Origin of the sequence: Microbacterium sp. NPDC089696, from assembly GCF_044749125.1 — a bacterium.
GTDB lineage: Bacteria > Actinomycetota > Actinomycetes > Actinomycetales > Microbacteriaceae > Microbacterium.
In genome coordinates this window covers 75444-87108 of the sequence record NZ_JBIVHF010000003.1, presented here as the reverse complement: position 1 = coordinate 87108, position 11665 = coordinate 75444, and the positions used below count along the sequence as shown (strand labels likewise).

General features: G+C 69.5%; 12 protein-coding genes. 6 read left to right on the top strand and 6 right to left on the bottom strand.

Features of this window, described 5'->3' with window-relative positions:
* Window positions 1-50: 50 nt before the first annotated feature.
* Both ACIPY8_RS16755 and ACIPY8_RS16750 read left to right on the top strand, forming a co-directional pair.
* Window positions 51-299 (top strand): acyl carrier protein, encoded by a 249-nt coding sequence (locus ACIPY8_RS16755; protein WP_050720772.1) that lies wholly within the window; start codon window positions 51-53, stop codon window positions 297-299.
* A gap of 90 nt (window positions 300-389) precedes the next feature.
* A complete protein-coding gene (locus ACIPY8_RS16750) occupies window positions 390-1628 on the top strand; it encodes a beta-ketoacyl-[acyl-carrier-protein] synthase family protein (protein WP_400820607.1) in 1239 nt (412 codons plus the stop codon).
* A 63-nt stretch (window positions 1629-1691) separates the two neighbouring features.
* On the opposite strand, the gene ACIPY8_RS16745 is transcribed toward ACIPY8_RS16750, so the two are convergent.
* Entirely contained in the window at window positions 1692-2357 is a 666-nt protein-coding gene (locus tag ACIPY8_RS16745) for a YitT family protein (RefSeq protein ID WP_400820605.1), read from the bottom strand.
* Between the two features lie 95 nt (window positions 2358-2452).
* Here ACIPY8_RS16745 and ACIPY8_RS16740 point away from each other — a divergent pair, with 95 nt between their 5' ends.
* Window positions 2453-3856, top strand: a complete 1404-nt coding sequence (locus ACIPY8_RS16740; RefSeq protein ID WP_400820603.1) for a PLP-dependent aminotransferase family protein — start codon at window positions 2453-2455, stop codon at window positions 3854-3856.
* 135 nt (window positions 3857-3991) lie between these two features.
* Here ACIPY8_RS16740 and ACIPY8_RS16735 read toward each other — a convergent pair whose 3' ends face one another.
* Together ACIPY8_RS16735 and ACIPY8_RS16730 are read right to left on the bottom strand one after the other, a co-directional pair.
* Window positions 3992-4495 carry a DUF3145 domain-containing protein gene (locus ACIPY8_RS16735; protein ID WP_400820600.1) on the bottom strand — a complete coding sequence of 168 codons (504 nt, stop codon included), beginning with the start codon at window positions 4493-4495 and terminating at the stop codon, window positions 3992-3994.
* Between the two features lie 173 nt (window positions 4496-4668).
* Window positions 4669-5442 carry a hypothetical protein gene (locus ACIPY8_RS16730; protein WP_400820970.1) on the bottom strand — a complete coding sequence of 258 codons (774 nt, stop codon included), beginning with the start codon at window positions 5440-5442 and terminating at the stop codon, window positions 4669-4671.
* 177 nt (window positions 5443-5619) lie between these two features.
* On the opposite strand from ACIPY8_RS16730, the gene ACIPY8_RS16725 reads away from it, so the two are divergent.
* The 3 genes from ACIPY8_RS16725 to ACIPY8_RS16715 are packed head-to-tail and all read left to right on the top strand — an operon-like array spanning window position 5620 to window position 9211.
* The gene (locus ACIPY8_RS16725; protein ID WP_400820598.1) at window positions 5620-7623 is read left to right on the top strand and encodes a DUF262 domain-containing protein; all 2004 of its coding nucleotides are present in this window, start codon (window positions 5620-5622) and stop codon (window positions 7621-7623) included.
* Window position 7624: 1 nt separating this feature from the next.
* A complete protein-coding gene (locus tag ACIPY8_RS16720) occupies window positions 7625-8875 on the top strand; it encodes an alpha/beta fold hydrolase (RefSeq protein WP_400820596.1) in 1251 nt (416 codons plus the stop codon).
* A gap of 54 nt (window positions 8876-8929) precedes the next feature.
* On the top strand, window positions 8930-9211 hold the full coding sequence (locus tag ACIPY8_RS16715; protein WP_400820594.1) for a hypothetical protein: 282 nt from the start codon (window positions 8930-8932) through the stop codon (window positions 9209-9211).
* 81 nt (window positions 9212-9292) lie between these two features.
* Here the strand turns inward: ACIPY8_RS16715 and ACIPY8_RS16710 are convergent, their stop codons facing one another.
* From ACIPY8_RS16710 to glgA, 3 genes are all read right to left on the bottom strand, one after another.
* On the bottom strand, window positions 9293-9550 hold the full coding sequence (locus ACIPY8_RS16710; RefSeq protein WP_028501712.1) for a type B 50S ribosomal protein L31: 258 nt from the start codon (window positions 9548-9550) through the stop codon (window positions 9293-9295).
* A gap of 111 nt (window positions 9551-9661) precedes the next feature.
* Window positions 9662-10447, bottom strand: coding sequence for an ABC transporter ATP-binding protein (locus ACIPY8_RS16705; protein ID WP_400820592.1), 786 nt, complete (start codon window positions 10445-10447; stop codon window positions 9662-9664).
* Window positions 10448-10465: 18 nt separating this feature from the next.
* Complete coding sequence (glgA, locus tag ACIPY8_RS16700) at window positions 10466-11650, bottom strand: glycogen synthase (protein WP_400820589.1); 1185 nt, start codon at window positions 11648-11650, stop codon at window positions 10466-10468.
* Window positions 11651-11665 lie beyond the last annotated feature (15 nt).

The window sequence follows — 11665 nt, the reverse complement described above, 5'->3', positions numbered from 1 at the left end:
AGACTGTTCCACGGTTCCGAAATCAACCCCGTAAGAAAAGGAAGACCACAATGGCTTTCACCAAGGATGAGGTCCTCTCCGGCCTCGCAGAGCTGATCACCGACGAGACCGGCATCAACGCCTCCGAGGTCGCCCTCGAGAAGTCGTTCACGGACGACCTCGACATCGACTCGATCTCGATGATGACGATCGTCGTCAACGCCGAGGAGAAGTTCGGCGTGACCATCCCGGACGACGAGGTCAAGAACCTCAAGACGGTCGGCGACGCCGTCGACTTCATCGTCGCAGGCCAGGAGTAATCCCGCCAGGATGCCACCCCCGCATCCGCGGGGCGTGGCATCCTCTGCCTTGCCCGTCTTCCGTTCGACCCGCCTGACAAGGAACCACTCATGACCAAGCGCATCGTCGTCACCGGCATCGGCGCCACGTCCGCCATCGGCGGGACCGCCCCCGAGAACTGGACGAACCTCCTCGCCGGGAAGTCCGGCGCCCGCACTCTCGAGCACGACTGGGTGGAGCAGTACCAGCTGCCCGTGACCTTCGCCGCCGAGGCGATCGTCCGTCCCGAGGAGGTCCTCCCCCGTCACGAGGCAAAGCGTCTCGACCCGTCCTCGCAGTTCGCGCTGATCGCGGCGCGCGAGGCCTGGGCGGATGCCGGCTCGCCCGACGTCGCCCCCGAGCGCCTCGGCGTCGACTTCGCCACCGGCATCGGCGGCCTCTGGACGCTCCTCGACGCGTGGGACACGCTGCGTGAGAAGGGCCCGCGTCGTGTGATGCCCCTCACCGTGCCGATGCTCATGCCGAACGCGGCGGCCGGCAACCTCTCGCTGCAGTTCGAGGCCCGCGCTTACGCCCAGACCGTGGTGAGCGCCTGCGCCTCGAGCACCGAGTCGATCATCCACGCCTACGACCACCTGCAGGAGGGCGTCGCGGACGTCGTGATCGCCGGTGGCACCGAGTCTGCCATCCACCCGATCACGATGGCGTCCTTCGCCTCCGCCCAGGCGCTGTCCCGTCGCAACGACGACCCCGCTTCGGCTTCTCGTCCGGGCGCGATCGACCGCGACGGCTTCGTGATGGGCGAGGGCGCGGCCGCCCTGATCCTCGAGACCGAGGAGCACGCGAAGGCCCGCGGCGCGAAGATCTACGGCTACGTGCTCGGCGGCTCCGTCACGGCGGACGCGTACCACATCACCGGCAACGACCCCGAGGGCAACGGCGCCGCGCGCGCTGTGACGCAGGCTCTGGAGGGTGCGGGCATCACGGCCGACCAGGTCACGCACATCAATGCGCACGCCACGTCGACGCCCGTGGGCGACCCCAACGAGTACGTCGCCCTGCGCAAGGTCTTCGGCGACCGGATCGACGAGATCCCCGTGTCGGCGACCAAGGCGTCGACGGGTCACCTCCTCGGCGGCACCGGTGCGCTCGAGGCGATCTTCTCCCTGCTGGCGCTGCGCGACCGCGTCGCGCCGCCCACGATCAACATGACCGAGCCCGACCCCGCGGTGCCGTTCAAGCTCTCGGGCGAGGCGCAGCCGCTGGGAGACGGCCCGCAGATCGCGATCAGCAACTCCTTCGGGTTCGGCGGGCACAACGCCGTCGCGGTCTTCGCGAACGAGCTCTGACCCGCACGACGAGCGAGGCGGCCCCGGGAACCTTCCCGGGCCGCCTCTTCTGTACGCGCGGCGCTAGGCGGACGCGGGGCGCGCGAGCTGCCCCGACCTCGCCGCGCGCACGCGCGTGGCCCACGGCAGGAACACACCGACGAGCGGACCGACCCCGAACGCGAACAGCACGGTGCCGACTCCGACGGGGCCGCCGAGCAGGAATCCGATCACGAGCACGCTCCCCTCGATGAGAGTGCGGACGATCCACACCCGCCATCCGGTGCGCGCCACGAGCCCGGTCATGAGTCCGTCCCGCGGGCCGGGACCGAAGTCGGCCGCGATGTACAGACCGGTCGCGAAGGCGAGGAGCACGAGACCGCCGACGAACATCGGAGCGCCGATCCACACGGACGGCGGCGCGGGCACGATCGCGAGCGTGAGGTCGGCGCTCGGGCCGATCAGGAGCGCATTGAGGACGGTGCCGACGCCGACGCGCTGTCGGAGCGGGATCCACAGGAGCAGCACGACGATCGACACCAGCACCGTGACGAATCCGTAGCCGAGCCCGAACTGCTCGGAGACCCCGAGAGCCAGCACGTCCCAGGGAGCGACGCCGATGCCTCCGCGCACCATGAATCCGAGCGCGACACCGTAGAGGAACAGGCCGATCACGAGCTGCGCGAGACGCTCGACGAGGTCGCGCCGGCTCGTCGCGGTGATCGGGAGGAACGGGGAACGGAGCTGCATCCCTCCATCGTGGATCGGGTGCACCCCGTCCGTCCGAGGCCAGTGCTCAGAAAGTGGCCTGATGATCTCAGTCCACTTTGCGGCATGCTGGAGACATGACCTCCCGACTCGTCGAGCACCTCGGCCCGCAGAACGTCGCCGGTGCCACCGCTGTCGAGCTCGCCGACCGCATCCGTGCGCTCATCCTCGACGGGCGCCTGACCGTCGGCGAACGGCTCCCGAGCGAACGCGCGCTCGCGCTCGAACTCCACCGTTCGCGCTCCACGACGACTCGGGTGTACGACCTGCTGGACCAGGACGGCTACGTGTCGCGCGTGCACGGCGGCAGCACCAGGGTCGCGCTCCCGCACACCACCTCCGCCTCGATCGATGCGGACGACGAGTCCATGATCGATCTCTCGATCGCCTCCATGGACTCGACGCCGGGGCTGTACGACGCCACGGTGCGCTCGCTGCCGCGTCTCGCCGCGCTCCGCGGGACGAGCGGGTACTCGCTGCGAGGCCTGCCTGAGCTTCGTGACGCCGTCGCGCGCCGCTTCGCCGAACGCGGCGCCCCCACCGACGCGGACCAGATCATCATCACGTCGGGTGCGCTCAACGCCCTCAACCTCGTGCTCGCGACACTGGGGCGCCGCGGAGAGCGCGCCCTGGTGGAACAGCCCACGTTCCCCCACGCACGCGAGGCGCTGCATCACCACGGATATCGCATGCTCCCGACCCCCGTCGACATCGACGGCTGGGACGAACGGCACCTCACCGACACGCTGCTGCGCGGACGACCGCATGTGGCGTACCTGATCCCCGACTTCCACAACCCCACCGGCGCGACGCTTCCGGACTCGTCACGCGCACGTGTCGCCACGACGGCCCGCAACGTCGGCACTCACGTGATCGCGGACGAGACGACCTCGGAGCTCGACATCGACCGCGGATGGTCGCCCCACCCTCTCGCCGCGTTCAGCCCCGAGGTCATCACGGTCGGATCCATGTCGAAGATCGCCTGGGGCGGCCTCCGCATCGGGTGGATCAGAGCCGACCGGGAGCTCGTCGCGCGGCTGCTCGCCGCACGTCCCACCTTCGAACTGGGCACGGCACTCCTGGAACAGTGCATCGCGATCGAGCTCCTGCAGGACATGCCCGCGCTCACGACTCACGTCACCTCCCGATTGCACCAGGGACGGGATGCGGTCGCTGCGGGGCTCGCCCGGATCGGCGGACTGGAGATGCCGACGACGCCCGGCGGACTCTCCACCTGGCTCGACCTCGGCTCCCCGATCTCGACCGCGGTGTCGCTCGCGGCGCGCGACCACGGACTCGTGCTCCCGCCCGGGCCGCGGTTCGCCACCGGAGGCGTGCTGGAGCGGCGGGTCCGCATCCCCATCACGCTGTCCCCCGAGCGGACCGCTCAGGCGATGGAGCGACTGCGCCTCGCCTGGGACGACGTCCACGCGGGTGACACTCCGCGCACGGAGGCGATCCCGCACGCGGCGGTCATCTGACGCAGACGAGGACCCCGCCCCGTCCCCGGGGCGGGGTCCTCGTCATCTGGAGGGGGATACGTTTTCTCAGCGTCCGGGATCCGTCACCGGCATCCGATACTCGCGCCTCCCCGCTCCACGTCTCATCGGCGGTGTTCAGCCCACCTTGTGGAGCCACACGACCCTGGCGTCGTCGCTGGCGTGGCGGAAGGGCTCGAGCTCCTCATCCCACGCCGAGCCGAGGGCGACGTCGAGCTCGCGCTGCAGCTCGATCGCGCTTCCTGCGGCGATCTCCATCGCGTAGCGGATGCGGTCCTCGCCGATCACGATGTTGCCGGCGGCGTCCGTCTGCGCGTAATGGATGCCGAGGTCGGGGGTGTGCAGCCAACGGCCGCCGTCACTGCGCGGCGTCGGGTCCTCCGTGACCTCGAAGCGGAGGTGCTCCCATCCGCGGATCGCGGTCGCGAGAGCTGCTCCGGTGCCGACCGGGCCATCCCAGTAGAACTCGGCACGACGGGCGCCGTCGAGCACGGGCTGGTCGCTCCAGTCGAAGCTGACGGCGCGACCGATGGCGCGTCCGACCGCCCATTCCAGGTGCGGGCAGAGCGCGCGGGGTGCGGAGTGGATGAACACCACTCCGCGTGCGTGAGCCGTCGCCATGATCTCTCCGTTTCATCAGGTGCGTCTTCCCCAACGACCTGAACCACGGGATCCGGCGAGATATGCGGTTATGCGCCCATTCTCGCCCAGGGACGAGGAAATCACAAGCGTGTGATTCGCGAACGCGAAGAGCCCCGGTCGCGCACGACCGGGGCTCTTCGTGAGAGGGGCGCTTACGCCTCGCTCATGGCCTGCTTGACCTGCTGGCCCTTGGCGGCGTAGTACGCGGCGCGGGCGGCGTCGCGACGGGCCTGCTCGGCGTATCCGGCCTCGAGCACGTCCTGCGGGACCTCGACGTTCGGGACGTCCTGCGTGCCGTTGTACTTCTCGATGTAGGCGTCGAGCTCGGGGCCCGACGTCCACGAGGTGATGAGGCAGTAGCGCGGCTCGGTGCCGACGTGCGTGGCGGCGTGCCACAGACGCTGCGTGTCGACGATGAGCTGAGCACCCGCGGGCAGCGCGATGCGGTACTCGATGCTCGGGTCGGTGCGGTTCTCGCGCAGGACGAAGAAGCTGTCTTTATCGTCCGTGAGGTTGAAGAATCCGCGGACCACCCAACCGGTGCCGTCGGGGTTCAGACGGTTGTTGTCGTCCTGGTGGAGGTTGTAGAGGCACTCGCCGTACGGGGTCGGCTGCAGCTCGATGACGCGGCAGCGGCCGACATTCGCGCCCGGCTCCTGCGCGCGGCGCGTGAGGTTCGGAGCCTTGGAGGTCTGCTCGTCGATCCAGACGCCGTCCTTGTCGGTGCGCGGCGGCTTGTGGTTCCAGAAGCCGTTGCACTCGATCTCGCCCTTCGCACTCGCCAGCGGCGCGAAGCGCGTGTCGCCCGAGGACTTCCAGTCGTTGTACTCGATGTCCAGCCACTCTTTGGGGTCGAGTTCCTGGTTGTAGCTGTCGAGGACGACGAAGCCCTTGTCTTCGAGCGCCTTGGAGGTGATGTATCCCATGATCGAGGTCATGTCCTTTCATCGGGGGCCAGCACGTTTTAACAGGCCCTGATAAGGCAAGCCTAACAGCGAGCGTCGGGAGCGCCGCCGAGGGTGGCCGTGAATAAGCGAATAGACTGAACCGGGCGCCAGGGCGACTCCTCGGCGCGCCGCGGTACGGGAGGACGAGACACCAGTATGAGCACTGCGACCAACGTCGAGGCGACAGCCGTCAACACGATCGATTGGCTCGCAGCGGACTCCACGACCATCGTCGTGCCGGTGTATCAGCGGCAGTACCGCTGGGACATCGGCGGCTGCGAGCAGCTCCTCGCCGATGTGCGCGCCGTGGCCCGGGAGGACTCGTCGCACCGCCACTTCATCGGTTCGATCCTCTCCGCCGCCGACGACTCCGATGCCGACACCGACCTCGTCCTGATCGACGGGCAGCAGCGGATCACGACGCTCATGCTGCTCGTCGCCGCCCTCCAGCACGCCGTGCGCGACAGCGACCCCGCGCTCGCGACCGAGCTCGCCCGCGTGCTCGTGCGCCCGGACGACACCACCCGCACGAAGCTGCGCCCCCACGACGCCTGGGCCGAGCTGTACGAGTCGGTCGTCCTGGACCGCGGCGACCACGCCGACCGCGAGTCGCGCTTCGACGACAACTACGCGTTCTTCCGCAGCCAGGTGCACGCCGACGAGGCGGCGTCGATCTGGCGCGGCCTGCGACGGCTCGAGCACGTGTCGATCACGCTCGGCGCCGGGGCCAACGCGCAGCAGATCTTCGAGAGTCTGAACTCCACGGGCGAGCCGCTGCGCGACCACGAGCTCATCCACAACTACATCCTCATGGGGCTCACGCACTCCGAGCAGCTCGACGTCGAGGCGCGCTTCTGGCTGCCCATCGAACGGCACACGGGCGAGACGATCGGCGCGTTCTGGCGGCACTACCTCGTCATGACGACGGGCCGCGAGGTCGCGGCGAACGGCGAGCACGGCGTGTACAGCGCGTTCCGGCACTCCTTCCCCCGCGTCGACGTCGAGCATCTGCAGGCGGATGCCGAGGTCTGGCGCCACTACGCCGAGATCTACGGCATCCTGCTCGATCCCTCGCTCGAGCCCGATCCGGAGATTGCCCGCCAGTTGCGGGGCGTGAACACCTTCGGCCGTGCCGCGTACCCGCTCGTGCTGAGCGTGTACAGCGACCATTCGCGCGGCCTGATCCCCCGCGCGGAGCTGATGCAGACGCTCGAGTGGATCCAGGCGATGTACCTGCGCCGCACGCTCGTGAACCTCCCGAACGAGCGGCTCGTCGCGCGACTGTGCCGTGCCCGTGCGAACGGACGCGACGCCCTCGCCCGGGCGTTCGCGCGCATCACGCCGTCCGACGAGCGGGTCAGCGCGGTGCTGAAGTACAGCGAGCTCCCCCACCCCGCCTACGTGCTCGGTCGCATCGAGGGCGTGGACGACATCGCGGAGTACGACGTCGAGCACATCGTGCCGACCGTGCCGAGCGACAGCTGGTCGGGTGACGGCGAACGACCGTGGATCGACTACTCCGACGACGAGCGCAACGCCCACCGTGCGCTCGCGCCGACGCTCGGCAACCTCACGCTTCTCGAGCAGGACCTCGCGGAGCGGTGGTTCGGGGAGTCCTACGACGTCAAGCGCGCCTCGGCCTACGAGCGCAGCTCCGTCGCCGAGACGGCACTGCTCGCGAACACCCCGACCTGGGGCACCGCCGCGATCTCCGCGCGCACGATCCGGCTCACCGCCGATCTGCTGCGCATCTGGGCACGACCCGCTCTGCCCGAGATCGACGACGACGGCCTCACTCCCGTGCTGGACGCCGTGCGCCGCCGCGGGTGGCCGGCCGGGTGGGAACGGGAGTTCGAGTACGTCGAGTACCGGGGCGAGCGCTGGGAGGTGTACGACGTCAGGCACCTGTTCAACCGCGTGTTCCGGCGCGCGTGGACCGACACCCGCGAGGCCGCCGTCTCCTATTGCGCCGCGCACGGCGGTCCGATCTACGAGGAGACCGCGTGGAAGGGCCAGTGGGACCAGCTCGACGACACGCACCATCTGTACATGGGCTGGGACTCGAACTACATGATGAGCGCGGTCCAGGGCGTCCTCGATGAGGCGGGCATCGCCTCCGAGGTCTTCGTGAAGTACTCCTACATCGGGAACGTGATGTGACATGACCACCACCAGCGTCCACCGCCTCCTCGACCTCGCGATCGAGGAGCACACCCTGACTCTCCCGCTCGTGTGGGACGACCCGGCCGATACGCGCACGATCGACGTGTTCGCCCGTGTCGTGACCCGCGACGGCGGCGAGCACCTCCCCTACCTGGTGTACCTCCAGGGAGGGCCGGGGCACGAGGCACCGCGACCGTTCCACTCGTCGACCGCTCCCGCGTGGCTCGACGAGGCGCTCGCCCACTACCGCGTCGTGATGCTGGATCAGCGCGGCACCGGCCTGTCGACCCCCGTCGGCGACGACGACCTGGCGCGCGGCTCGTCCGCCGTCGCCGAGTACCTCACGCACCTCCGCGCCGACGCGATCGTCCGCGACTGCGAGGCGTTCCGCGAGCACCTCGGGGCGATCACCTGGAGCGTGCTCGGTCAGTCCTTCGGCGGATTCACGACGCTCGCGTACCTGTCGACGAACGCGGGCTCGCTCGCCGACGTGTTCATCACCGGCGGGCTGAGCGCCGTCGGACGCCACCCCGACGACGTCTACGCCCTCTGCTACGACAAGATGCGAGACGCCTCGGAGCGCTACTACCGTCGGTTCCCCGAGCATCGCGATCGCATGCGCCGGCTCGTCGACCACGCGGATGCCGGCGACATCGTCCTCCCCGACGGCGAGGTCGTCTCCCGGTCACGGCTCCGCTCGATGGGATCCGCTCTCGGCATGAACGAGGGGTGGCAGACCCTGTGGTCCCTGCTCGAGCGCGACCACCGCTCCAACGCCTTCCGCCACGACCTCATGAACGCGATGCCGTACGGCGGGCGCAATCCGCTCTACTTCGCGTTCCACGAGTCGAGCTACGCCGACGGCCACGCGACGCGCTGGTCGGCCGAGCGCACCGAGCCCGACGACTTCCGCGACGACGTCACCCTGTTCACGGGAGAGCACATCCGCCGCGAGTGGACCGAGACGGTGCCCGCGTTCCAGCCGTGGCGCGAGGTGGCGCTGGAGCTCGCCGAGTTCGAGTGGCCCCGCCTCTACGACCGCGTCGCGCTCGAGACCTCCGGCGCTACCGGCGCGGCCGCGGTCTACGCGAACGACGTCTACGTGCCCCTCGAGTTCTCGCTCGAGACGGCCCGTCTGCTGCCCGGTGTCACACCGTGGATCACGAGTGAGCACGAGCACAACGGCCTCCGGTCCGGCCCTGTCCTCACCCACCTGATCGATCTCGCGCACGGTCGCCGGATCCGCTGAACATCGTCCCGTGGGGGGACGCGGACGAACGCACGCCGCCGTAGCCTGGGTGTCATGGCCGAGACCGTGGGGATGCTCCTGACGATCGCGATCGTGCTGGTGGTGGTGATCGCGGTCGTGATCGTGATCGTCGCGCTGTACTCGCGCATGCCGCTGGAGCGCAAGTACGAGGGCCCGGGCGGAGGACTCGGCGGCTCGTTCGAGGCCGTGTGGATGCCCTCTGCGCACGGCGCCGGCATGGAGCGCGACCGCCAGACGAAGCGCACGGCACCGGCTCCCGTCGCCGGCGACCCGCCGAACGGCATCCGCGGCGACCGGATCACGCTCGACCTCTGAGCGGTCCTGATCCTCGGGAGCCCCCGCGCACGACGAAGGCCCCGGTTCCGAGGAACCGGGGCCTTCGTGGTGCGGAGGTCCTTACTTGGAGGAACCGCCGAAGCCCTTGAAGCGCTGGTTGAACTTCTCGACGCGACCGGCCGAGTCCATGATGCGCTGCTTGCCCGTGTAGAACGGGTGCGAGGCCGAGGAGATCTCGACGTCGATCACCGGGTACTCCACGCCGTCCAGCTCGATGGTCTTGTCACCGGTGACGGTCGAACGGGTGAGGAAGGTCTCGCCCGAACCGAGGTCGCGGAACACGACGGCCTTGTACTCGGGGTGGATGTCAGTCTTCATGGGATTCCTTAGCTACTGCCCTGGATTGTGCCAGGGACGAGGGAAGTCTGCGGTGCTGAGTGCACCAAGGATCGATTCTATCAGATCGGTCGACCCGGTCCGCGCCGGGACTCAGGACGCGGCGCGAGCGGCGTACCGGCCGCCCTCGCTCGTCAGCGAGATCGTCATGCCGAAGGTCTCGCCGAGCGCCTCGGCGGTCAGGGCCTCGGAGATCGGCCCGGCCGCGACGATGCCGCCGTCGCGGATGAGGAGCACGTGCGTGAAGCCGACCGGGATCTCCTCGACGTGGTGCGTGACCATGAGCATCGCGGGAGTCGTGGGCGCCGAGGCGTATCCGCTCAACAGCGCGAGGAGCTCCTCGCGGGAGCCGAGGTCGAGCGAGGCGGTCGGCTCGTCGAGCAGCAGCAGTTCGGGGTCGGTCATGACCGCGCGGGCGATCTGCACCCGCTTCTGCTCGCCGTCGCTGAGAGTGCCGAACGTGCGGTCGGCGAGGTGCTCGAGACGCCAGTCGCCGAGGACGCGCAGCGCGCGGCGCTCGTCGATGTCCTCGTAGCTCTCGTTCCAGCGGCCGAGCACCGAGTACGCCGCGGTGAGCACGGTGTTGAGCACCGTCTCGTCGCGCGGGATGCGCTTGGCCATGGCCGACGACGCGAAGCCGATGCGCGGACGCACCTCGAACACGTCGGTACGGCCCAGGGTCTCCCCCAGCACGGTCAGGGTGCCCGCGGTCGGGTGCATCAGGGTGTCGGCGAGCTGCAGCAGCGTCGTCTTCCCCGCGCCGTTCGGGCCGAGGATCACCCAGCGCTGATCGTCGTCGACCTGCCAGGTCACGTGATCGATGATGTTGCGGCCCTCACGGCGCACGACGACGTCGGTGAATTCCAGAGCGCTCGACATGCTCTCCAGCCTATCGGCTCAGGCGGTCAGCTCCGCGTACAGCGCGCGCGTGGTGTCGGCGATCGCCGCCCAGCTGAAGTCGGCGCGCGCACGTTCCCGTCCGGCGTCGCCGTACTCGCGGGCGCGCGTCGGATCCGCGGCGACCTCGGTGAGCACCGCAGCCAGATCCGACACGAACCGCTCCGGGTCGACGGGCGTCCCCGTGCCGTCCTGCACCTGCTCGATCGGCACGAGCCTCCCGGTGACCCCGTCGGCCACGACCTCGGGGATGCCCCCGGTCGCAGTGCCGACGACCGCGGCGCCGCAGGCCATGGCCTCGAGGTTCACGATCCCCAGCGGCTCGTACACCGAGGGGCACACGAACGTCGTCGCGGCGGTGAGGATCGCCGAGAGCTCGTCGCGCGGGAGCATCCGCTCGATCCAGACGACCCCGTCGCGCGTCTGCTGCAGCAGACGCACCCCGTCCTGCACCTCGGTCATGATCTCGGGGGTGTCCGGCGCGCCGGCGCAGAGGATCAACTGCACCTCCGGCGGGAGCAGACGGGCGGCGCGGAGCAGGTACGGCAGGCCCTTCTGGCGCGTGATGCGCCCGACGAACACGACGGAGGGTCGGGTCGGATCCATGCCGATCGACCGCAGGAACGCCTCGTCGCGCACGGGGCGCCACTTCTCGACGTCGATCCCGTTGTGGATGACCCGCACGCGGGTGGGGTCGACGGCGGGGTAGCTGCGCAGGATGTCCGCGCGCATCCCCGCGCTGACCGCGATGACGGCGGCGGCGTTCTCGTAGGCGAGCTTCTCGATGCCGCTCGACACCGCATAGCCGCCGCCGAGCTGCTCGGCCTTCCACGGACGCAGGGGCTCGAGGCTGTGCGCCGTGAGGACGTGCGGGATCCCGAGCAGCTGCGACGCGATGTGTCCGGCGAAGTTCGCGTACCAGGTGTGGCTGTGCACGAGATCGGCGTCGGAGATCGCGGCGACGATCTCGAGGTCGGTGCCGAGCGTCTGCAGTGCGGGGTTCGCCGAGGCGAGTCCGGACGGCGTGCGGTACGCGAACGTCCCCCGCTCGTCACGGTCCGCGCCGAACGCCCGGACGGTCACCTCCACTCTCTCGCGGAGCGCGGAGACGAGCTCGGCGACGTGCACTCCGGCACCCCCGTAGATCTCCGGCGGGTATTCCTTCGTGAGCATCTCGACGCGCATTCTTAGACGCTAGTG

Coding starts and splice junctions, on each gene's coding strand:
- glgA (WP_400820589.1), bottom strand. CDS start 11,650: ATGCGCGTCGAGATGCTCACGAAGGAATACCCGCCGGAGATCTACGGG.
- ACIPY8_RS16745 (WP_400820605.1), bottom strand. CDS start 2,357: ATGCAGCTCCGTTCCCCGTTCCTCCCGATCACCGCGACGAGCCGGCGC.
- ACIPY8_RS16730 (WP_400820970.1), bottom strand. CDS start 5,442: ATGGGATACATCACCTCCAAGGCGCTCGAAGACAAGGGCTTCGTCGTC.
- ACIPY8_RS16710 (WP_028501712.1), bottom strand. CDS start 9,550: ATGAAGACTGACATCCACCCCGAGTACAAGGCCGTCGTGTTCCGCGAC.
- ACIPY8_RS16705 (WP_400820592.1), bottom strand. CDS start 10,447: ATGTCGAGCGCTCTGGAATTCACCGACGTCGTCGTGCGCCGTGAGGGC.
- ACIPY8_RS16755 (WP_050720772.1), top strand. CDS start 51: ATGGCTTTCACCAAGGATGAGGTCCTCTCCGGCCTCGCAGAGCTGATC.
- ACIPY8_RS16715 (WP_400820594.1), top strand. CDS start 8,930: ATGGCCGAGACCGTGGGGATGCTCCTGACGATCGCGATCGTGCTGGTG.
- ACIPY8_RS16740 (WP_400820603.1), top strand. CDS start 2,453: ATGACCTCCCGACTCGTCGAGCACCTCGGCCCGCAGAACGTCGCCGGT.
- ACIPY8_RS16720 (WP_400820596.1), top strand. CDS start 7,625: ATGACCACCACCAGCGTCCACCGCCTCCTCGACCTCGCGATCGAGGAG.
- ACIPY8_RS16725 (WP_400820598.1), top strand. CDS start 5,620: ATGAGCACTGCGACCAACGTCGAGGCGACAGCCGTCAACACGATCGAT.
- ACIPY8_RS16735 (WP_400820600.1), bottom strand. CDS start 4,495: ATGGCGACGGCTCACGCACGCGGAGTGGTGTTCATCCACTCCGCACCC.
- ACIPY8_RS16750 (WP_400820607.1), top strand. CDS start 390: ATGACCAAGCGCATCGTCGTCACCGGCATCGGCGCCACGTCCGCCATC.